Source organism: Phaeodactylibacter sp. (genome assembly GCF_022763345.1).
GTDB lineage: Bacteria > Bacteroidota > Bacteroidia > Chitinophagales > Saprospiraceae > Phaeodactylibacter.
Window position 1 is genome coordinate 25302 of record NZ_JALEGS010000011.1, and the last position, 23265, is coordinate 48566.

Annotated in this window: 15 protein-coding genes; 6 read left to right on the forward strand and 9 right to left on the reverse strand. The window is 50.7% G+C overall.

Features of this window, described 5'->3' with window-relative positions; all coding sequences use genetic code 11:
* Positions 1–62: 62 nt before the first annotated feature.
* The 7 genes from MRY86_RS01890 to gltX all read right to left on the reverse strand — a co-directional run bounded on the left by MRY86_RS01890 (position 63) and on the right by gltX (position 14794).
* A complete protein-coding gene (locus MRY86_RS01890; protein WP_293564488.1) occupies positions 63–494 on the reverse strand; it encodes a GNAT family N-acetyltransferase in 432 nt (143 codons plus the stop codon).
* A gap of 2 nt (positions 495–496) precedes the next feature.
* Entirely contained in the window at positions 497–1270 is a 774-nt protein-coding gene (locus MRY86_RS01895; RefSeq protein ID WP_363325382.1) for an exodeoxyribonuclease III, read from the reverse strand.
* Between the two features lie 577 nt (positions 1271–1847).
* Complete coding sequence (locus MRY86_RS01900; protein WP_293564491.1) at positions 1848–3902, reverse strand: OmpA family protein; 2055 nt, start codon at positions 3900–3902, stop codon at positions 1848–1850.
* Between the two features lie 220 nt (positions 3903–4122).
* Positions 4123–5109: a type IX secretion system membrane protein PorP/SprF gene (locus tag MRY86_RS01905; RefSeq protein ID WP_293564493.1), complete on the reverse strand. Its 987-nt coding sequence runs from the start codon at positions 5107–5109 to the stop codon at positions 4123–4125.
* Between the two features lie 60 nt (positions 5110–5169).
* The gene (locus MRY86_RS01910; protein WP_293564495.1) at positions 5170–12351 is read right to left on the reverse strand and encodes a gliding motility-associated C-terminal domain-containing protein; all 7182 of its coding nucleotides are present in this window, start codon (positions 12349–12351) and stop codon (positions 5170–5172) included.
* A gap of 493 nt (positions 12352–12844) precedes the next feature.
* Positions 12845–13045 carry a hypothetical protein gene (locus MRY86_RS01915; protein ID WP_293564497.1) on the reverse strand — a complete coding sequence of 67 codons (201 nt, stop codon included), beginning with the start codon at positions 13043–13045 and terminating at the stop codon, positions 12845–12847.
* Positions 13046–13057: 12 nt separating this feature from the next.
* The gene (gene gltX / locus MRY86_RS01920; protein WP_363325380.1) at positions 13058–14794 is read right to left on the reverse strand and encodes a glutamate--tRNA ligase; all 1737 of its coding nucleotides are present in this window, start codon (positions 14792–14794) and stop codon (positions 13058–13060) included.
* 330 nt (positions 14795–15124) lie between these two features.
* On the opposite strand from gltX, the gene MRY86_RS01925 reads away from it, so the two are divergent.
* Complete coding sequence (locus MRY86_RS01925) at positions 15125–15775, forward strand: polysaccharide deacetylase family protein (RefSeq protein ID WP_293564501.1); 651 nt, start codon at positions 15125–15127, stop codon at positions 15773–15775.
* Between the two features lie 104 nt (positions 15776–15879).
* Here the strand turns inward: MRY86_RS01925 and MRY86_RS01930 are convergent, their stop codons facing one another.
* Positions 15880–16413, reverse strand: a complete 534-nt coding sequence (locus tag MRY86_RS01930; RefSeq protein ID WP_293564503.1) for a biopolymer transporter ExbD — start codon at positions 16411–16413, stop codon at positions 15880–15882.
* Between the two features lie 95 nt (positions 16414–16508).
* On the opposite strand from MRY86_RS01930, the gene MRY86_RS01935 reads away from it, so the two are divergent.
* The 5 genes from MRY86_RS01935 to MRY86_RS01955 all read left to right on the forward strand — a co-directional run bounded on the left by MRY86_RS01935 (position 16509) and on the right by MRY86_RS01955 (position 21445).
* On the forward strand, positions 16509–17489 hold the full coding sequence (locus MRY86_RS01935; RefSeq protein ID WP_293564505.1) for a tocopherol cyclase family protein: 981 nt from the start codon (positions 16509–16511) through the stop codon (positions 17487–17489).
* A 134-nt stretch (positions 17490–17623) separates the two neighbouring features.
* Positions 17624–17992 carry a DUF2237 domain-containing protein gene (locus tag MRY86_RS01940; RefSeq protein WP_293564507.1) on the forward strand — a complete coding sequence of 123 codons (369 nt, stop codon included), beginning with the start codon at positions 17624–17626 and terminating at the stop codon, positions 17990–17992.
* A gap of 125 nt (positions 17993–18117) precedes the next feature.
* On the forward strand, positions 18118–19536 hold the full coding sequence (locus tag MRY86_RS01945; RefSeq protein WP_293564509.1) for a TonB-dependent receptor: 1419 nt from the start codon (positions 18118–18120) through the stop codon (positions 19534–19536).
* A gap of 7 nt (positions 19537–19543) precedes the next feature.
* The gene (locus MRY86_RS01950; RefSeq protein ID WP_293564511.1) at positions 19544–20371 is read left to right on the forward strand and encodes a M15 family metallopeptidase; all 828 of its coding nucleotides are present in this window, start codon (positions 19544–19546) and stop codon (positions 20369–20371) included.
* Positions 20372–20887: 516 nt separating this feature from the next.
* The gene (locus MRY86_RS01955; protein ID WP_293564513.1) at positions 20888–21445 is read left to right on the forward strand and encodes a thioredoxin family protein; all 558 of its coding nucleotides are present in this window, start codon (positions 20888–20890) and stop codon (positions 21443–21445) included.
* On the opposite strand, the gene MRY86_RS01960 is transcribed toward MRY86_RS01955, so the two are convergent.
* Positions 21442–23142: a T9SS type A sorting domain-containing protein gene (locus tag MRY86_RS01960; RefSeq protein WP_293564515.1), complete on the reverse strand. Its 1701-nt coding sequence runs from the start codon at positions 23140–23142 to the stop codon at positions 21442–21444. The two genes, MRY86_RS01955 and MRY86_RS01960, sit on opposite strands and share 4 nt — an antisense overlap.
* Between the last annotated feature and the right edge of the window lie 123 nt (positions 23143–23265).

Consider the following 23265-nt stretch of genomic DNA (forward strand, 5'->3'; position numbering starts at 1 on the left):
GATTCAGGCAACCTACCTGTGTTCGCCAATCCCGGCTTACCCTAATTAACGAATCAGCCCTCCTAAATTAAGACCTTCTCCAGCCATATTCGGTTGGATAGCGGGTCGGCTCTTTTTTCAACAGCTGTAATGTAAAAGCCATTGTTTAGGGCAAATATAAGCATAGGCTTCAGGTAGTTGCGGGTTTTAAAGCGGATATGCCGGTACCCTTCCGCTTTTGCCCAGTTTTCCTGTTCCCGGGCCAGTGCCTGAGCGACGCCCTGCCGCCGGTATTCAGGGCATACACCTCCCATCCACGAATAAAAAACTCCAGCCCGCTCATAACCGGCCTTGAAGCCAGCCATATCACCGTCCGACTCTGCCAACAGCAGTAAGTGGGGCACACCGGACAGCCGCTGCTCATATTCGGCAGCCGGATAAGGGTTTTTCAATTCCGGGATTTGTCTTGAACACGCTACTGCTTCTTCAACAGAGCAGCTTCTGACTTGCAACATGCCTATAAGTTGTAGGTCGCTACAACAGGGCAGTGGTCTGAGTGCACGGCATCTGTCATCTGATAGCAGGCCTCAAGTTTTGAAGCGAAAGCCTTGCTCACAGAGTGATAGTCCAGCCGCCAGCCTTTGTTATTGGCGCGGGCGTTAGCGCGGTACGTCCACCAGCTGTATTCTTCTTTATCGGGGTTAAGTTGGCGGAAGGCATCTACAAAGCCACTCTCAAACCATTTGTCCATCCAGGCCCGTTCCTCAGGCAGAAAGCCGGAAGTTTTTTTATTCCGTACCGGGTCGTGGATATCCATTTCATGGTGCGCGATATTGTAGTCTCCCACAATGACCAGATTGGGGCGCTCTTCACGCAACTCCTGTACCCATTTAAAAAAATCATCGAGGAACTCCATTTTGAAAGCCTGCCGCACATCCCCGGTAGTGCCCGAAGGGAAGTAGCAATTCAGTAAGGTCAGCTCACCAAAGTCGGTCCGTAGAATCCGGCCTTCCGCATCGTACTTTTCGATCCCACACCCTTCGGATACCAAATCAGCCGGGTGCCGGGATAGCGTTGCGACCCCGCTGTACCCTTTTTTTTCGGCGGAATGCCAGTAGGCATGTCTAAATCCATTTTCCCGAAGTTCGGCTTCTTCCTTTTTCACCTGATCAGGCTGCGCCTTGGTCTCCTGCAGGCAGAGTACCTCAACCGGGTGTTCAGCAAACCAGTCAGCCATACCTTTTCGCATCGCAGCTCTGATACCATTTACATTATAGGAAGCAATCGTTATAGACATATTGTAACATTTAGCGCAAATATAAAAATTGGCACTGTTTTTGGTCTTTTTTAGCTCAATCTGATCAGGCTTTCTCTCCCCTCAACAATATACCTACACTTTTTTTTATTTTTTTTCTCGCTTTACGCATAAAAAAAGAAGGCAAAAAAATACAAATATCGAACTAAAAAAAATATCAATCAGCTGATAATCAGCATATTAAAAACAATCAGTCCTATATTTAAATCACAGTAACCATACAGAATGTACTTACAATGCCGATTGTTATGTAGCACCTTTGTATTGTCAGCAGGGAAGAACAGATACAGAGGATGATTGAAAAAGAAGCTGACGAACCCTGTCACAAGCGGCAGGAAAAAGGTTGAATCCCACGAATGCAATTATAATCTCATGAAGATTTTGAGACATCAAAGGATGTTTCAATTTGGTATGTAGATAGCCTCTCAAAGCTCTTTTGGAAACCGGTCCCTCACAGGACCGGTTTTTCTTTTTCTTCTACATTCTACGTGCCTTTTTCACTTAGGTTACATACCACCTTAACAAATTTCACTTTTTCTTTATATTTCTTTGGCTACTTCTCAATAATCGCTACTTCGGTTCGCCGGTTTTGGGCATGCATATCTTCTGTACAAGGGACACTTCCTCCTGTGCCGTCACAATCACAGTCCACTACCGGATTAAGCTCCCCATAGCCAAATGCCAGAATTCTGTCTCTTTTTATTCCCTGCTGTACCAAAAAGCCACGAGCAGCTTCCGCCCGCCTGAGCGAAAGCTTTCGGTTGTAGTCTTCCCCACCGACACAGTCCGTGAAGGCCCTTAACTCAACCCTCATTCCAGGGTTGTCCCTCATCAACTTTGCCAGGGTCTGTAGGTCTGCCGCAGCTTCTGCCAGTATCTCTGCCGACGCAAATTCAAATTGCAGATTGTCGAGCAGGAACCGGCTGCCTACCTCAACCGCGCTCCGATCGCCAAGACTTGGTGCCGGGGTATCGTTATAGGAGCCTGATGGCGGGTAGCTGCCGCTACGAGGCATAGCCGGCAAAGGCTTAAGTGAGAGAGAGACGCCAAGTGAGCGGTTACCACGGCGGTTGACGGTTTGTACATAAGTGGTGTCATTCTCATATCCTACATGGCTCCCCACAATCGTGAAACGGAAACCGTCAGGTAAACAATATTTGAAAACACCTCTTTCATCCGAACTAATAGTTACCCGCCGCTGCTCTTCCTGATTAAAAATCAAGATCGTCGCTTTTGATATCGGAGCCCCTGCCTCCCTATTACTCACCACGCCTTCCAGCGTGATACAGTCATCTCTTTTCAAGGGTATGCCTACCGGCCGGTTGAACCGGTTGTCTGTTGGCATGTAGTATTCTTCTGCTGCGAAAAATCCCCGCTTCTCCACCTTAATCCTGTACTCTTTGGATACATCAAGCATGATGTAGGCTTTGCCTTCGCTGTTGGTCACTTCGTCCGGCTCTTCGAGGTCTTCACTCCGCTGATCAATCTGAGCCTGCCCGTCTCTGCCCATGCCTACGCTTGCACGTGGCAAACGCAAGTATTGTATGTTGCCTGAACTGCCAATAACCCGCTCATAAATTTTAATTTCTGCCCCGGATACCGGGCGGCTTCCCTCCTCAGAAAACACCTCAATGGTAGTGGTCTTAAAGTCAGGAAATACGACGCCCTGTATGCCTTCGGGAGCATCAAAGCTGTAAATGTCATCCCTACCAACTCCGCCTTCACGATTAGAAGAAAAATATCCACTTTTGCCTTCTTTATCCAGGATCAGCCCGAAGTCATCTGCATCTGTGTTAAAGGGTTCTCCCAAATTGACCACTTCCGCCCACGAACCATCGCCTTTGCCTTCTACCATATAAAGGTCATACCCCCCATAGCCCTTCTTGTAGCCATCTGAGGTGAAAAAAAGTGTCCCGGACTGATGCAAAAAAGGAAAAAATTCGTGCCCGGGCGTATTAATCCGTCCTCCAAGGTTCATTGGAGGCGACCACCCTCCGTCCATTTTCAGGGAAACATAGAGGTCATATCCCCCCTTGCCTCCCGGCCGGTTGGAGGAAAAGATCATAAAAGTGCCGTCATGCGACAGCGTGGGGTGCATACAGTTATAGGCATCGCTGTTGAATGGAAGGGGTTTGATCTGTTCCCAGTCCAGAAACCCAAAAGTCGCTTCGTATATCTTCATCCGGATTTTGCCATCAGCCACTGCGGGCTCAACCCCATTTGTGGTGTTGTTGCGGGTAAAGTATACTTTGTTGGCTTTCAGATCAAACGTAGACTGCCCTTCGTGTTGCGCAGAATTGAGATTGATGGAAAAGGGTTTTGGAGAGCGAAGGCTACCGTTTGGCCCAATAGGCGCGAAGTAAAAATCAAAGAACGATTCGCCGGTGGCGGGGTCTTTAGGGCCAGCGTGGCGGGAAGAACAGAATACCAGCGTATCACCATAAAAAGAAGGTGAGAAGTCCGAGGCTGTGGAATTGATTGCAGTCTCGTTGTATATGCGGACCTTTTGATTAGGTTGTACAACCGTGCGCAGGTTTACAGGTGCAGGATCCTGAGCTTGCAGGCCAAATGCAAAGCTAAGCAGCAATAGAGGCAGATAGAATCTCATTATAGGGCGTCTTGTTGTGAAGGAACGCCTGCAGGCGTTCCTAAATACCATTATCCAGCAAGGTATCAGGTTATCTCATCATATAACCAGAGGCGTCAATTATGGCACCTGTCTAAAGAGCAGTGCCAGCGCCTCAAAAGATTAACACAAGTTAGCCATTATCTGCCATAAAGTAAACCTTCCTCCATAATCCTTGAGAGCGCCCGGGCTTAATGAAATACTAGTAAAAACGCTTATTGCTCCCATTGCTATTAAAGAAGCGTGGATTATCATAGGTGGCACCTTTCCCACTTTTACCACCGAAAAAGTGGTGGATAAAGAGCTCCGCGCTGCCGTCATTATAATCCTGTAAGTCGGAAAGCGTAAAATCATAGGAGGCGCCAATCATCCATTTGTCGCCGATCCGGCTGGAAATAAGACCGGACACAGATTCTCCAATGCTGTTTTCTTTATTGCCCCCCGTGCGGTAGGATGCTCCCGCGGTAAACTGCTCGAAAAAGGTAAAGGAAAGGTTGATATCTGCATCAAAAGGCGCTCCGTCTACATATTTCAACAGGAAATTGGGCTGCATAACGATATCATTATCCATAAGGCGCACATTGAACCCTGTCATTAAATACCAGTGCTGGTCCTCCTTGGAGATCGTGCCCTCGTCATCTGACAGGTCAATGCTAGACTTCAGAAAGCGGGGTATCGAAAATCCAACGTAAAAATCATTGCTGTTGTAGTAAATCCCTCCTCCAAAATTCGGCGTTACCCGGCTCTGAAAGCCTGTCGGTATAGCATTGTCGATCTCGATCGGCTGATTGGCCCGAAGCTCGCCAAGGCTTGCTTGTATCAAGCGGATAGAAGCAGAAACCCCAATACCGAAGTAACCATTCCCTAACCGGAAGCGATAAGCGTAGTCCCCTTCCAGGGTATAGCGGTCCATAATACCAATACTGCTGCGCACGAGACTCCCCCCAATGCCCACCTTGGCGTTGAGCGCAGAATTAAAGGTGATCAATTGCGCCTCTGGAGCGCCTTCTATCCCAATCCACTGCTGCCGGGCCATAGCCGTGAGGCGTGAGCTTCCGGTCGAACCTGCATAGGCAGGGTTGAAAGCCAGCTTATTGTGCATGAACTGGGTAAAATGGTCTTCTTGCTGCGCTTCCGCTAAAACGGCCAGCAGCAGGAAAAGTATAGTGGTCAGGTAGTAGTTTTTCATAAGTACTTATTTGGGATTTTGCCCCGGCTTGTACCGGGGCAAAAAGATTCCTTGTTTAAATTATTTCTGAAGCAGAAGATATCCGGTAATCGGCCGGCTCCCATCTCCAAGGTCCAGAATATAGAAGTAGGTATCCACTGGCAGGTCTTCTCCATTGAAAGTTCCACGCCAGTTGTTCGGATAAGGGCGAGGTGAATTGTATACCTCGTCTCCCCAGCGATTAAAAACAGAAAGCTGGCTGTTTGGATAGACACCTGTGTCCAGCAAACACGGAATGATAAAGGCTTCATTGACCCCGTCACCGTTTGGCGTGAAAATATTCGGGGGCTCGCAGTCGACCCCTTCGCCAACGGTGAGCCTTAATACGGCATCAGCGCAGGCACACCCTTCGCGGCATACCTGATAGACCAGCTCGTCCGTTCCGGCAAAATCAGGATCGGGTGTGTAGGCAATCCGGTTATCTGCCGTCACCCTGGCACGCCCATTGAATGGCTCCATAATCACTTCCAGGGTACTCCCCTCCGGCACAGCGTCATTAGCCAGCACATCCACAATTGTTTCCACTGCAAATTCAATAGTCCGCTCGTCATTTTGGACTACCGGTGGCAGCTGAAAGTCGATGATCAGGGTATCCCGGGAATTCTCGCCGCACAACCCTCCGTCCAGCGTCCAGATGGCTAGGTTATCGCCCACTGTGAGGTTGGCCACCTCCGTATCGGTGTTGTTCCGGTTGGAAAACACCAATTGCTCATCCGGTGAACTCCATCTGCCGGAGCTGCCATCTGCCGGCTCTCCTGCCGCCAGCATGGCCACGCCGTCTTCCTCACACACAATCACATCAAACCCGGCAAACGGGTTATTGTCCGCCAGGGTAATGAGAACACCAGTGCTGTCCATTCCGCATTCGCTGACCACCGTCCAGGTAAACGCATAAGTGTTGCCCGGCAGCAGCCCTGGCCCGGAAATTCCGGTACCAGGATCTTCCGGGTTATCAATATCCACATTAAAGTCAGCCTGCACAGCGGATTGTGACCAGCTGCCTTCTCCTGCCTGCGGGTTGGAAGCATTTAAGAAGATCGGATCACCAGGGCAAAGCAACGTATCCATGCCAGCCTCGGCCGGCTCAGGAACGTTTACCTGGATTTGCAGGGTGTCAGAGCTAAAGCTTTTACAGCCTCCGTTGGACAATACCCAGACCAGTTGCCGGATGCCTTCCTCTTCAAAGCCCGAAACATTAGTTGTGGCGCTTCCTGGATTTTCAATAGTGAGGGCTCCACCATTAGCATTAAGTTCCAGCCAGGTGCCTACGCTTTGGGATACTGGCGTGGCGGAAATCAGCAGATCTGCTCCTGCACAGGTGGAGGTGTCTTGCCCGACCATGGCTACCTCATCCGGTATGGTATCCAATGCAACCGAAAGAGAAGGGGAAGGATCGGATATACAATCGCCGGTTTGCACTTCTGCCTCCAACGTAAGCGACCCCTCGAAACCGGAGAAGTCTGTTATCAGTAAATTGGGCGTAACTGTAGTATCCAGTGGCGTCCCGGCATTATACCACAGATACTGAATGCCACCACCCGTTTGCCCATTTGGAATGGAGATGGTGAGGGTGGCACCGGGTTCATCCACGCATATGGGCCCGTTGCTAACGAGGTTAGTAGGAGCCGGTAGCGTTTCGTTGATGACTACCGTAACCGTGTCTGGTTCGGACTGGCAGCCGTTGCGCTGAGCGGTTACAATAAAGGCGCCGGTATGCAGGTCCGGATTGGCGGAAGGAATGTTAATATTTGCTCCACTTGGTGTCGTGCCCATTGGTGTCTGCCAGGTATAAGTAGACCCTGCTGGCCCGTTTGCGAAAAGCTGCAATTGTGTACCCTCACAAACAGGACCATTGCTGGAAGCCTCCACCGTTGGATTGGCATTCACCTGAATGGTACGAACGGGGGAAGGCACAGAGGGGCAGCCATCTTCAATGAGAGACACCTGATAACTTCCCGCATCATTCGTAGTGAGATTGGATATCGTAATGCTATTGTCCGGTCCTGTATTTACGGGCCCCGAAGGGGTATCCCAGATGTAGGTGGCATTGGCCACCATTGGTGTGGTCAGTGTCAGTTCCTCCCCTTCACAATAAGAATACGTAGCAGATGGGTTCGTGGGAGTAGGCGCACGCGGGGGAGCATCCTTCACCTGCAACGTAGTACTTACCGGTAGAGAAGGACAGCCTTCTTCGGTAAATACGACCAGGGAATAGCTGCCTCCATTTAATGCTTCCGTTACATTCTCAATAATAGCGACCTCGTCAGAAGAAGTGTAACCCGGGCCTGTCCACAGGAAATCGTAGGTTCCATCATTTACCGGGAAAACGGTAGCCTGAAGCGTCACATCCGTAGCTCCATACAAACATTCGGGAGCGCTGTTGCTGACCCCGATGATATCGATGGCTTCAATGACCTCCACACTGACTGAAGCCGTATCGCTGCAACCCTGCGAAGTGGTAACGGTCAGGGTGTAGGTGCCGGTGCGCAATGGCCCCACTTGATTGATGACTGGGTTTTGGTTTAATGAGATGTAGCCGTTGGGACCATTCCAGGTATAGGATTCCATTAAGTTCGGCGTTCCCAAAAGCTGCAGGGCACTTCTCTCACAAAGCGGATCTTCAGGAGAAATGCTGGTCACCGCCATAGCATTGGGCTGTTCGTTGACAATCACATTCGCGGGAGGAGAAACATCGGAAACACAGGAAAACTGGACACCGCGTACAGTCCAGGCTCCATTATGCGTCTCATTTGCATTATCGAGAATGAGTGTATTCGTAGTCGTGGTAATCTCGTTCAGGTCTGGCCCGGTCCAGATGTAGGAAGCTGCACCGGCTGGCTGTGCTTGAAGGGTTATTTTGTCCCCTTCGCAGAAAGGGTTAGTCTGCACCGCAATTTGGTATGGCCCTGGCTTTGGAATCACATTAATGATGGAAAGCACCGGTTCAGAAGGGCAGCCATTTTGGAAAACAGTCAGGCTGTACACCCCGGCATTTTCTTCTTCCAGTGGATTGATCACCGGAGGAATCTGTGCCATAGAGAAAAAGCCATTCGGACCGGTCCATTGATGGGTAATATTCGCTCCTGCAACAGTGGTGCCCAATGAAGCCGAGCCTCCCTCACACTCGGTAATAACAGCTGCGTTGACCGATGCAGTAGGCCTTGGTGTCAACGTAACATGTGCCGATAGGGAGGGCTCTGACTGGCAACCATTGGCTTCAATGATAAGGTAGTAGAATCGGGTCTCAGGCTGCGGGGGATTGTAGGCGGGCAAGGTTAGGCTACCCTGGTTCGTGGTGGTTATCAATGTCCCATTTGGGAACTGCCCTTCGTACCAGTAATAGGTAGCGTTGCTGAGCACGACGGAGGAGCTCAATTCAACCGGCTCATCGCCACACTGCTGGGCGCTTGCTTGCACAACCGGGGTCAGAGGCAACCCGCTGACGGCCACGTTGACCACGCCTTCCGCTGTACATCCTGATAACCCTTCAATGGTTACTACATAGGCACCTGAATCATCTTCGTCCACATTGGGGATAACCGGATTTTGCTGGGTGGAAATGATGTTCCCATCTGGCCCACGCCATTCATAAGTATACACTATGCCCCCCTCTGCTGCGGGCGGATTTGCAAAGAGGTTCAACGTGTCTCCGCCACAAATACCAGAACTATAGGTGGGTATTGGCGCCTCTGCCTCAATGCGGATCGGGCGGGTACAGGTAGAAACATTACCCACGACATCCACCACCGTAAGCGTAGCCATCACTGTAGTGCCGGCCTCATCACAGGTGAAGGTATTAGGTGAGAGGAACATCGTATCAATCGAACAGTTGTCGAAACTACCGGCATCAAACTCGTCCACACTCACCGTATCCGGCTCAATACCGGACGGATTGATTTCCACGACGGTAGGGTTGCAAAGGGCAACGGGGGGCTCATTGTCAAGGATATCGACAATGAAGCTGCAGGTATCCGGATTACCGACCTCGTCCTGCACAATGTAATACACTGTTGTTTCGCCCACATTAAACTCGTGGGTTGGCGACAAGGCTGGTGCAGTCATCTGCGTATAGGGAATTTCTGTAGCCCCTTCAGCGTAATAAAAAGGCGTCACGGTTTGGTAAACCAGGCTTACAAAAGCATAGCTGAGACTGTCTGTTTCACCGTCTGCGTCTACCGCCATGGCATCACAGGGGTTGATCCCATCACCGGGCCCGCCCGGTGGCACCGGAATGAAACTAGGCTGCAGGGTGAAGGTTACACTGCCATCACTTGCCCAGGCGTTGAAATCGGCGGCAGGAATACTGACGGCGTATTGCCCCGGATTTGAACAACTGGCAATACCCTGCGGAGTGACATCTATGGTGTCTCCGCTATCGCCAATGATGTGGAAGAATGCCCCGGAGGAGCTAAAGTCCCCCTGCAAATCAATCAGCAAATTGATATCATCAAAAGCATTGGCTGCCACGTCGTTGAAAGTATAGGTCTTCGGGTTAGCGATATAATCGTTGAGGTTGGGGTCAAAGGTGTAAGTCAGCCAGGCACTTGCGGTATCGCCAGGCATAGTTTGGCTGTAGGGTGACTCGAGTCCGCAGTTGTCTGTGATATTGTCCGGGAGCGGCAAGGTCACTTCAGCGGAGCAGGTGCCCGGTTCCAGTGGCTGAGCAATATCAGAGGGGCAGGTCAGCTGAGGCGGTTCCTGATCTTCCACCACCACCTGCTGAACACAACTGTCAATATTGCCCGCACAGTCTGAAATATAATAAGTGATGGTGTTTTCGCCAATAGGCAGGGTCACCATAGTGGGAGCGATTGGGTCAACCAGTACGCGGGGATTATTGTTGGTCCGATATTCATAGCGCAGGTCATTGAGGTCTGCTATCGGGAAGATTAGGTTAGCCTGAACGGTACCAGCAGGGTTGCAAAGCGCATTAATGGCAAAGCTGCCCGGCTGTGTGGTTGGAATATTGGGCTCCAGGCGGATTTCAATCACCCCATCCACTGCCCAAAGGTCCAACAGGGGCTTAGGCACACTGAGCAAAGTGTCTGCATTGCCGCATTGTACCATCGCTCTTCCGGTACGGCCAATCGGCGTGCCATCTTCACCAATAACGTTGAAGTACTCTGTAGTCCCCTCTGCATCTACATTCTGAAGCTGTAGGCTGAGCTGCCCGCCGGCTTGTGCATTGATCGGCAGTGGCTGGCTTACAGGGAAAGACAAGACAATAGGATTGACGGGCACGCTCGCCTCCTGCCCCGGAGAAGCATTGGAAGTGATAGTTGCGTTATCTACTAGGTTTACCACAGAGGATGAACTGGCACACTCCTCCTGAATAAAGGGCACTTCTAAAGTATAATTAGCAGAGCACTGCCCAAAATTGGTGCCAATCACTTCATCCTCCGGACACTCTACAAATGTAGGCGCCGTATTATCAATCACGATGAAGGTTGCCTGCTCCAGGCTGAAGTTTCCGCAGCCATCATCCACTACAAAGTCTACGACCTGCACCAGCAAGGTGTCACTTCCTGAAGGGCAAATAATATTAGGTGTATTGCTGACCGGCTGATTGGTTCCGGCCTCAAAAGCATTCCAGGTCAGGCTGTCCACCGGCGTACAGGCATCGCCTGCCTGAGCACCTCCGTAGCTTTCCAGCCAGTTGCTATACAGGGTTTCAATATTCGTACCCGCCATACAGGTGACCGTCAGGTCTGAGGGTGCTGACAAAAAGACCGGTGCAATGGTATCAATAACGGTAACCTGCTGAATCTGAATGCTGTCATTCCCACACTCATCCGTCACACGCCAGGCGCGCTCCAGTACGTAGTCATTTTCACAACTGCCCGCTATGATTGTTTCTGAAAGCAATTCAGTAGTCAGTTCGTTGAGCCCTGAGCAATTATCCGCTTGCATTGTGGGCTCCCCGGTAATGGAAAAATCATCCTCGTCCCCGCAGTTCACAGTAGTATCGGCGGGCACAAGAAAGGAAGGCGCAATGGTATCCTTGACGGTGATCAACTGATTCACAGAGGCAGAAATGCCACACACGTCTTCTACCACCCACTGCCTTTCTATAAAGTAGCTGTTGGCGCAATTTCCCGGTGCTGTTTCATCCGTAAATGAAACGGTGATCGGCCCGCCACAGGCATCTACCGTATCGGTTACTGTACCTGTAATACTGAGGTCAAGAGGGTCTGCATCGCAGGAAATGGTTATATCTGGCGGGCGGTTGAAATCAGGGGCTGAGAAATCACGTACCCGGATCACCTGAACGGCAGAAGTGAAGTTGCCGCAGGAATCTGTAACAAACCAACTGCGGCGGATATCCAAATCATGCTCCGGGCAGGACTGTGGCCCGGGAATGGTATCCTGTTGGAAACCTACCGTAAGGTTGTCCCGGCAGTTATCCATAGCCGTTACCATAGAGGGCGGGTTGTTCATCAGGTACTGCTGTATGGTATCACAGCTCACTTCTATGGTGTCCGGCACATTTTGCAGCTCCGGCGCTACAGTGTCTATGGTGATGAAAAAGGCTTCATATTCGCGGGTGTTTCCGCACAAATCCCCCAAAGTGAAAGTGACCATTAGAGTATCACAAGGCTCAGGCACAAAGGAAGATGGTGGCATATCATTGTTAACCGTAGATATCACATTATTGCAGTCAAAAAGATTGCTATTAACTGCAAATACGGTATTCGCCCGCCATGAATCAAAAACCAGCTCTCGATTTTCACAGGTAACAACCGTATCAAGGCTAATGGTGAAGTTTGAGACCGGCGCGACTGTATCCTGTTCAATGACTATTTCCTGTATGACCTCTGTGTCGGTCATATCTGCAAAAGTGCCCCTCCAGATTCGGTAAAGCGTATCCGGGCCTGCGCAAACATTAACTGCCTGTTCTAAGGTTACCCCTGCTGTGATGGCACCAAAACTTGCCGTACTATCGACCGGAAGAATGAAAATAGAGTCATTCATATCCATTGGATTGAACAGCAGGAGGGTGTCCGCCATAGGGATGTTGCAAATGCCATCCACTATGGTATCGTTGGGTGGGCTCAGGAGCGGCGGCAATTCTTCCATTCCCCGAAAAGTTGATGACGGTTTCTCAGGGGGGGTAGGACCATCCGCAGCTTTAGACTGAAGCGGGGCTGCAAAGCTGATGAGCAGCACTCCCCAGACCAGTAAAGCGTGTAGTCGTCTCGTCATGATTGTGTTAATTTATGGGATGATTCCATTGTAGGGCCCTCAAAGAACGACCCTACCAAAGTATGTTTGGGTAATAAAATTTTCCTGCTTGAATGACCAACACCTACAGGCACAGGAATGCCCGGAGTTTGGTCTTAGGTTGCCTAAGAAGTGCATGTTCAATCGGTTTTGGTTTTATGCTCAAGCGGTTGTCATCGATAGACTAAACACCCGGAGAATACGCAAAAACTAGTCACAAAATATATAAAAGCTGGCAATCAAGCTCACAATTAACGTCTCTAATTGCCTAAGTAGCATCTAATTATCAATTCGCTCTACACTGGCGAATAGTAATTGAATCGCGTAACAAACTTCAATAGCAGCCAACCCAAAACGGAAATCCTGGCTGCTTGCTTTATTCTTGGGCTGTGCTGGGCTTAGGGCTGTCCTGACTTTCGTCGAACGGCAGGTGAGTTCATGCTTTTGCTTTCGTCCGGAACAGGGCCAGAAGCGTCTATTCTTCTTCGTCTTCAGACTTCCGGCCCTTCAGTTTCTTATCTTCTACGTTCTTATCCAGAAATTGATTCAATTTTTCGACATCAAGGTTTGAAGATATTTCTCCAAATTCATTGATTTTTATCTCAAAGCCTTTCAGGTCCTTGTGTACACCGGGTTGCTCCTCCTTTTCTTCTTCTTCATTTTTTTTCTTGGACATCGGCTTGTTATTTTAGGATTGTACCATGCTATCAAAGGCCTCAAACCCGATTTTCAAACGGGCCACAGCTTCCTCCTGCCCCAACAGTTCCATCATTTCGAAGATCGCCGGCCCTTTCATGGTGCCCGCCTGCGCCAGACGCAACATTGGCAGCACATCCCCAAACTTCAGTTCGTACTTTTCCATGAACCGTTCGGCAGTGGCTTTGATCTCATCAGCAGAGAAATTACTGAGCTGCTCCATTTCCTTAACGAGCTCCGCAAAGTGTTCGCTGCGTTCCGGCTGCCAGCGTTTTTGAATCATTTTCTCTTCGTAACTCCGGGGGCGCTCAAAGAAGTAGTAGCCGTTTTCCCAGAATTCAGGCAGCGTCACAGCCCGCTCTTTCATCAGGCCGACAAAGCCCTCTACAAAGGCATCCGAAGCCTGTTGCCCATTGGCCTCCAATATTGGACGGACGAGCCGGGCCAGGCGGGCATCCTCCGCTTTGATCATATACTGCTGGTTAAACCACTTCGCTTTGTCGATATTAAAGCGGCTGCCAGACTTATTGATTCGCTCGGGCGTAAATGCGCCTACCAATTCCTCCAAAGTAAACATTTCCTGCTCATCGCCGGGGTTCCAGCCCAGCAGGGCCAGGAAGTTGAGCACAGCCTCCGGCAGAAAACCGTACTCGCGGAAGCCTGTAAAGCTGTCTTCTGCCGTTGCGCCCTTCCACGAGAGTGGGAATACCGGGAAGCCTAAGCGGTCACCGTCCCGCTTACTGAGTTTACCATACAACGCACTTTTGAGAAAGGCTTTGAAGGCAGCCTTATCGGCTTGATCTTTTTCTTTTTCTTTCAGATTGGCAGGAATATTTTTCTTATCCTGAAAAGTTTGCAGGGCGAATGCCTCCGCCTTGTAAGCGGCATGCTCCGGATGCTTACGGGCAAACTCCTCTGCCATACGGCTCGCCATTGCAGGAATTGTCGACTTATCGAGGTAACTTTCCGGCGCAGGCTTAAGGATGAGCGGCAGGTGGGCAAAAGCAGGCATATCCTGCTCCCAGCCAAGACTCCGGTAGAGCAAAACGTGGTGTGCCGTGCTCGACAGCCACTCCTCTCCCCGCACCACATGGGTGATTTCCATCAAGCGGTCATCCACTACATTCGCCATATGGTAAGTAGGCATGCCATCGGCCTTGAGCAGGACTTTATCATCCAGCTCAGAGCTGTCAAAAGCAACTTCTCCCCGCACGATGTCCTCAAAAAGGATGGTCTCATTATCCGGAACTTTCAGACGCACAACACGCGGCACTCCTTTTTCCAGTGCTGCCTCTACCTCCTCCGCACTCATACTGATGCTGTTGCGCATCCGCATGCGGGCAGTAGAATCATACTTGAACGTCGGGTCTTTTTCCCGGGCTATATCCAGCTCCTCAGAAGTGTCAAAAGCATAGTAGGCATGGCCGGATTCAATCAGTTGCTGCGTGTATTTAAGGTAGATATCCTTTCGCTCTGACTGACGGTAGGGCCCAAAGTCACCTCCAATGCCGGGGCCTTCGTCCGGAGTGATCCCCAACCACTCTAATGCTTCAACAATGTATTGCTCTGCCCCTTCAACATAACGAGTCTGATCAGTATCTTCGATACGTAGTATGAAAGTGCCGCCGTTTTTTCGGGCCAGCAGGTAGTTGTAAAGTGCGGTACGGACACCGCCAATGTGTAGTGCGCCGGTGGGGCTGGGGGCAAATCGAAGCCTCATATTTTCCATTGAATTTGAATGCTTTTTGTCATTTCAACGAGCCGGGCAGAATGGGTTGCGCCATTTAGAAATTTTTTTTGAAAAAACTGGTGTTTTCAGGCAGCAAAAAAAGCACTTGATACGTTGTACTCTTTAAATGCCCAGTCTGACCAGTTATTCATCTACTTTCTTCGACACTAAGCCGATACCTCGGGAGGCACAAAGGTAAGCATTTTCGCAAAGCCTGCCAGCGTTAACCCGTTTAACGGGGGAAATCCTCCTTAGTCTGAAAATCAAACACGGCTGCTTCTGAAGGAGCGCCCGTTTTCCTATACCATGAACATTTAATCAAAAGGAGTTATGTACCTCGTTAAGACACCTCAAATTATCCAAAATCTCTTCCCCAACTTTACGTGGAAGATCCCCACTGATGAGAAAGTCATCTACCTGACTTTTGACGATGGGCCTGTGCCTGCAGTTACCCCATGGGTGCTGGAGCAGCTCAAAAAATACGACGCCAAAGCGACGTTCTTCTGTGTAGGCGATAATGTCCGCAAATATCCGGATGTTTTCAAACAGGTCCTCAGCGAAGGGCATGCGGTGGGCAACCACACCTTCAACCACCTAAATGGCTGGACCACAGAGAACATCCCCTACTTCCATAATGTACGTCATTGTGCCAACCGGATGAACTCCGTGCTGTTCCGCCCGCCTTATGGCCGATTAAAGCCTAAGCAGGCACAGTTCCTGCAGCGCCACTACCGCATCGTGATGTGGGATGTGCTCAGCGGTGATTTCGACCCGAAAATCTCCACCGAACAATGCCTCGCCAACGTAGTCGACAATGCAGAGCCTGGCTCGATTGTCGTTTTCCACGATAGTGTAAAGGCTGAAGATAAGCTGCGTGAGGTGCTGCCACAGGTCCTGGAGTACTTCACTGCCCGGGGGTATCACTTTGGCAAACTCAACGAGCAGGAGCTCATTACCCAGCGGGTCAAGGTGAGCGCCTAAAACGGATGCAGCCAACTACTTTTGGCGGTTAGCTGATTAATAAATTCTGCAATGCTTTAGAGCAAAAGCTGCCCCCGGAGACTCCGGGGGTGGCTTTTTACATATTAGAACTCAACAGGCTCAGACTCAGAAATCACCAGCGGGAAAGCCTTGCGGACCGCCCGCTGCTCTCTTTGCCTGAGTTGTTGGTAAGCCCTCCCGTACAACCGTTGGGCTTCTTCCTCCCAAAGCTTCTGATAGCCTTTCAGCAACTGATCATAAACAGTAAGATAGACCTCGTAGCTTGTGCCCCGATCGTGCTGCAGTGCCACTACCGCATGCCGGGGAGAAGAGGGCAATTTTGGCGACCGGGCAGGATTTTGGACAAAGTGGGTGAGTTTTGCTGACAGTTGGTCAACAGGCAGCAATTCTTGCTCTACCAGCAGCTGATTGCCGGCGTTAATCTTCACACTGAGCACATTTCGGTCTGGCAAGGGCTGCACAGGGGCAGGCAGATAGGCCGGCAAGCGTACCTGTAGCCCGCTTTCCTGGATGATGGTTGTGGTGACCAAAAAGAAAATCAGCAACAAAAAGGCAATGTCTGCCATAGCCCCCGCTTCTACCTGATGGGTGGCACGGCGTTTAGATCTCGGAAACATAATTGGTGGATTTGATGGCCCTTTCTGGTAGTCTCCGACACCTGTAATGATGCACAGAAAGTGTATTTTGGTGGCTCACCAAGCCGGATTGTGCTATGCAACACCTCGCTGCCCGATGGAAAGCCCTTTGGAATCCCGACCGCTACCATGGATGGGGCAAGTACCAAAATTACTTTGAAGGCTGGTACTTTAAGATTGTCAGCCCCTGCGAACGCCATGCCTTTGCGCTTATCCCTGGTATCTCAATGGATGAGCAGGGGCAGCAGCACGCATTTATTCAGCGGTTGGATGGCAAAGCCTGCACCTCAGCCTACCACAAATTCGTCTCCTCTGATTTCAAACCCCTTGCAGACCGCTTTGAGGTGCAACTGGGCAACAATCTTTTTGCAACTGACCAACTGAAAGTCGCCCTACCGGAATTATCGGGCCAACTTACCTTTAAGGGCACCACCCCCTGGCCATCCGCCCTTGGCGCACCCGGAATCATGGGGTGGTACAGCTTTGTCCCGTTCATGGAGTGCTACCATGGCGTTGTCAGCCTCCACCACAAACTAAGCGGGCACCTGAGCGTTTACGGTGAGCCCGTGGACTTTACGGGAGGGATAGGCTACATCGAAAAAGACTGGGGAAGGTCCTTCCCTTCCAGCTGGATATGGATGCAGACCAACCACCTCGCCCAAACGGAGGGCGCCTGCCTGATGGCATCCGTAGCCCGTATCCCCTGGCTGGGCAGCCACTTCCCCGGATTCCTTGCCGGGCTCAGGCTGGAAGGCCGGCTTTGGGCTTTTACCACCTACAATAATGCCCGCCTGAAAGTCCATTTGGACGAGCCTTCCCGAACCGTACAGCTCGTGCTAAAGCGCAGAGGGGCTATTTTGGAAATCAATGCACACCAACGGGGCGGCACCGGCACTCTTGCCGCGCCAATATCCGGAGCAATGGCCGGAAAGGTGAACGAAAGCCTCCAGTCTGTAATCCACATCCGGCTGCGAGAGGGCCAAACCACGCTCTACGAAGGAGAGGGGCGGCATGCGGGCCTGGAAGTCACCGGCCCTGTAGCGAAAGAGCTGGTTTAAATTAAACCCTGTCCCGGCTCGGCTGTTGTGAACACCAAAACCCTGCGATCATGCCGATACGATTACTATTCATATGGTCCGGGCTCTGCTGCCTCAGTCTGAGTTGCGGACAAGCACAAAACCCACAAGAAACAATGACTAGAGCTAAAAATGTACTTGGTGAGCCCCTTCAATCCTGTTGTACCGACCCGATGACCGGCTTCTACCGGGATGGCGTTTGCAATACCGGCCCCGATGACTTTGGCACCCATGTGGTCTGTGCCGAAATGACCGCTGAGTTCTTGGCCTTTACCAAGTCAAAGGGCAACGACCTCAGCACCCCCCGCCCGGAGTACCGCTTCCCCGGCCTTAAGCCCGGCGATGGCTGGTGCTTGTGCGCATTGCGATGGAAAGAAGCCTACGACGCTGGGGTTGCGCCTCCGGTCCGCCTGGCCTCTACTCACGAAAAAGCACTGGAGTTCATGGACTTAGAGGCTTTAAGAGCCAATCAAGTCACGCCCTGACCCTGACACAAGGCACCTGATCCAAAAGTCCAACCCCGACAAAGCGCAGATTCCCCCCTCTTTCACGGGCAGAATTAGTACATTTGTTTCTGAACTGCTACTGTACAGACAAACTGCAACTGCCCATGCGCCAACTACTCGAAACAGATCAGAAAGCACTAGAAATCAACCTGGACTCCTCAATTTACGGCACCTTTGCCGAAATTGGAGCAGGGCAGGAAGTCGCCCGCTATTTCTTTCAGGTGGGCGCTGCAGCAGGCACGATTGCCAAGACCATGTCCGCTTATGACAAAACCTACTCCGACAAAATCTATGGAGAAGAGGTTTCTGGCCGTTATGTATGCGAGGCGCGCCTGTACAAAATGCTCAACCACGAGTATGACCTGATGCGCTCCCGCCTGACTAATGAGCGCCCGGATACCCGCTTTTTCGTTTTTGCAGATACCGTGGCAGCCATCAACTACACCCGCACCATCAAAGGCAATGGTTGGTTAGGGATTCGCTTTCAACTAACACCCGGGGGGGGCACCAATGACCTCGTGCTGCATGTGCGCATGCTCGACAACGACAATCAGCTACAGCAACAGGCGATTGGCATACTGGGGGTCAACCTCATTTACGGCTGCTACCGTTACCACGATGATCCGGAAGTGATGCTACAGTCGTTAATGGACGGGCTACACGGCCGGGTGAAAGTTGATATGGTCCGCCTTACCGGACCAGACTTTGAAGACCTTGACAATCGCCTGCTCAGCCTTTGGATGGTCAAAAACAAGCTCACGGATGTAGCTATGTTCGGCCCGGAACGGCAAAATGTCCATGCTTCCGAATTTCTGTACAAAAGGCATGTGATGATGGTCCGGGGCAGCTTCCGGCCGGCCACGCTGGTCAACATGGATATGATCAATGCCTCCTATGCCCAATTTAGGAACGAAGCGGAAACCGACCCCCGGCGCACTTTTTTGCTCACAGAAATCACAATGGATAACCTCTGCAGCACCGGCGAACTGGACGAGCAGGATTTTCTGGACCGGGCGGAACTTCTCAACACCATGGGGCAGACCGTGGTGGTCTCCGACTGTCAGCAGCAGCAGAAGATGGTTGCCTATCTTTCTGATTTTAAAGTCCAGAAGCTGGGCTTTGTCCTTGGGGTGCGCGAGCTGCTGGAACTGATCAATGCCAAGTACTACCAAAACCTGGATGGCCGGCTCCTTGCAGCATTTGGGCAGCTATTTACCCGCAATGTAAAGTTTTACGTTTATCCGGCTCTTCAGGAAGGAAGTGGCGAAATCATCAATGCCCAGAATGTACCTATCCCGGAAGGCGTAAAATTTTTATACAAGCACCTCCTGGACAACCGGCAAATTGTGGACGTGGAGGGCTTTAACCCAGATGTCCTGCACATTTTCTCCAAGGAGGTCCTGCATATGCTCCGCGCCGGCGATGAAGAGTGGGAAAGCATGGTGCCCACTCAGGTCGCCAACCTGATCAAGGAGCGCTACCTCTTTGGCTACCCCGTAGAGCAAAAAACCTTTGAATTCTAAGTACTTTATGAAGCATCTCATTTTTCTGATTTTCCCTTTTTGTCTGGCCTGTCAGCCTGCAGCGGATACGGCGCAACAAGGCACGCAAGCGGATACAATCGGCTATACTGGTAATCATCTGACCGAAAAAAAGGATACCTCAGACCTCGAAAAAGCCCGTGCCATGGGCTTCGATACCCCATACCTGATGGGGCAATTTGACCCCGCCAAGCACCCTGACTTTGTGCAGGTACCCGCCCGGTACGCCGACCGCGAAGGCCTGTTACTCCGAAAAGACACCTACGAAGCCTTTTTGGCTATGTACGAAACAGCACAGGCAGAGGGCATACAGCTCGTTATCCGATCTGCCACCCGCAATTTCAATTACCAGAAAGGCATTTGGGAGCGCAAATGGACCGGGCAGCAGAAGCTTTCTTCAGGCGAGCATGCCGCCCAGTCTTTTCCGGACCCCAAAGAACGCGCGCTGGAAATTCTGAAATACAGCTCTATGCCAGGCACTTCCAGACATCACTGGGGCACAGATATTGATTTAAATGCTTTCAATAACCGTTACTTTGAAGAAGGCAAAGGGCAGAAAATCTACGCATGGCTTACTGCCAACGCTCCCAAATTTGGGTTTTGCCAGCCCTATTCCCCCAAAGGCCCCGAACGCCCCAATGGCTACAATGAAGAGAAGTGGCACTGGTCTTACCTGCCTGTTGCTCAACCACTTACCGCTTTGGCACGGGCAGAACTTCAGGATGGGATGATCTCTGGATTCAAAGGCGCAACTACCGCAACAAGCATTCAGGTTGTTGATAATTACGTTTTAGGAATCAGTGACTTATGTATATAAAAATAAAACAAATCCCCGCCTTCTATGTCACAAAAACTAAAATTTTAAACACCCTGCCGGTATCTTTTTCCGTTACTTGCACGTAATAATTAACATTACAACAGAAATACGGGGTTTAAACAGCGATTAAACTCAAACAAAAACACACACAAAAACTTTTTTATTTCTTTTGATTACTTGAGACAAGGGTTTCTGAATTGCTGAATTCTACCAACTCCTTGCTTCCTCCACATGAAACGGATATGCACAGTAATTTCGTTTTACCATTGATCTAAAAAGCTCGAAAAAGAGTAAGAGGGAGTAGACAGAGAATCCTGAATTTCAGCTTGTGATGTCTAATTTTCCAGGAAGTACCAAATTTTTGGTACGCAGGCACTAACATCTAATGAGAATTTATTCTCAGATAGCTGACCTCCCTAACCCGGGGTCAGCTTTTTTTATTTCTGCGCCACACCTATCACTCAGCTCCAAACAAAAGTGCGCCTTCCGGCTTTCTTATAACAAAGCAACGAATGTATGGCACTTACTGAATCAAAAATGATGCAACTGGGTACTGTAGCGCCCAACTTTAGCCTGGAGGACACCGTCACCGGAGAGACCGTTCAGCTGGGGGATGTGGAATCCCCCCACGGCACAGTCATCTTTTTCCTGTGCAACCACTGCCCCTATGTTATCCACGTCAACCCGGAATTGGTGCGCCTCGCCAATGCCTACAAGAAAAAAGGTATTGGCTTTGCCGCTATTAGCTCCAACGATGCCGTGCAGTATCCTCAGGATGGGCCGGAGGCAATGAAAAAGACGGCCGCTAAAGTAGGCTACCCCTTCCCCTACCTTTATGATAAGACGCAGGAGGTGGCGATGGCCTACGATGCCGCTTGCACCCCGGATATTTTTGTATTCGATGGGCGTGGAAGACTTTACTACCGGGGACGCCTCGATGGCTCCCGCCCTAACAACGATGTACCACTGAATGGCGAAGACCTCCGGGCTGCTCTCGATCACCTGCTTGCCGGCGACCCGCCACCGGAGCGCCAGTACCCTAGCGCGGGCTGCAATATTAAGTGGAAAAATTAAGGTGCCTTGACAAAGGGCAGCGTGCCTCGTTTACCCGCTGCTTCTATTGTCAGGTAGTACACACCCGACGGCACCTCAAGGGGAGCTGTAAAAATATTCCGCCCCCGGCTGACTGAAGCGGCACCTTCCCGGACGACTTTCCCCAGTGCGTTATGGCATGACCACTGCACCGTGCCGGCGATGTCTGCAACATAAGCCCATTGGAGCTCCGCGCCCACTGGGTTGGGAAATATCGAAATGTTGTCCAGCAACCGGGGCGCTACATCCGGGTAAATTCGGTTAATCAGCAATCGGTCCTCCGGGCTGAGACCAGAATCATCGAGCGTCCCACCGTTCATGTATACATTGAGCAAAATGCCAGTTTCCTGCACCCCAACACGCTCCAGGCGGCTCAGAGGGCCAAATTCCAGGTGGTTGCCTGGCTGCAAATCTATGTAAGTTTGATTATCGGGGGATACCTCGTGGTTCCACAGTACAACCCGGTTGTTAATAAAGAGGCGGCTGTCTTTGCCCAGCACAATTTGACCTCCTTTGCCGAGCCCTAGCAAACCGTCTCCATCTGCCCCGTAGTGAAGGTCTATACCTGGCTGCACTTCCAATTCTGATCCATTCAGAAACATCAGGCAGGCGGTCTCCCCGCCAAAGTCCAGGTGGCCGCCGCCGTATATCAGATTTGTAGAGCCATCGAAGACCAAGTCAATAATAACACCAAGGCACCAATCCATACCTTCATTGATGATATTCAATTCGTGCCGGACAGAGTCGCTGCCCTCCACCAACGCCCCCCGCACCTGCGTGAAGGGCTGAAAACGGAGATTGCTATACTCCCCGGCATACAGATTCAACTCCTGTGGAGTGGTCGTGTTTGTCTCCGGTTGCGCCTCAATGAAAGAGGGCTGGTCTACGCTCGGGTAGGTGGTATCTGCATAAACCCCTAGATAATTAGGCGCCCAGGGTTCCCCATCTACCACCTCCTCAATCGCAGCATCGTAGGAGTCACCGTCAAAAGACCAATCTGGGAATACCAGCTCAGGAAAAAGGCTGACTTCATCGTATATGCCCACAAAGTCACTAAAGAATAGCCGGAGCACTTGTCCACTTAGGTCTTCTTCATCGAAGGTGAACTTGATGACAAAGGTTTCCAGGAATTGATCTTCAAAGCGTTCCGTGGCAATGCAGCTTTCAGCATAGAAGTCGACATTGTCGCCGCCAATGCCTGCTTTATAGGTACGGTGTGAGCGCTCGCCCGGTATTTCAGCGGGAATATTGATCCGCGTAATCAATCCGGAGCAAAGTCCGCCCGGACAGCCCGTACCCAGCTTCAGAATACTCCCGGTATTGGGCTGTACATCGGATGCTGACAAATAAATATGGTTAGGGATCAGGAGTGCATTCAGGATATCTGTGCTTCTGATAAACAGGGACAGGTCCGGATCGATCTGGCCTAAATCAATGGTAGGGTTAAAGCCATCTGCTTCCACAGTGATACAACGTGTGCTATCTACCGGTCCATTCCATAGCCCATTCGTAGTCTGGTAAACCTCCCAGCCCACCGGCCAGAGTACAGTTTCTGATTCATCATAGGGGCAGGGGCGGCTTTCCAGGTCGTTGTAGTAAATATTCGCTAGATAAGGCTGAGCATGAAGCGCAAACAGACCGAAACAACTGGCTAGCAGTAAGGCATAAAGCTTTTTCATACGAATTGGGTTTAGTCAAATTCAAATTAGCCCTTCAGGAACTATATTTCAACCCCAACTTTGTCTCGGGGATTGCCAGAACGGCACATTGAACGAAAATCCAGGCTGTGCTGTTGATTGTCA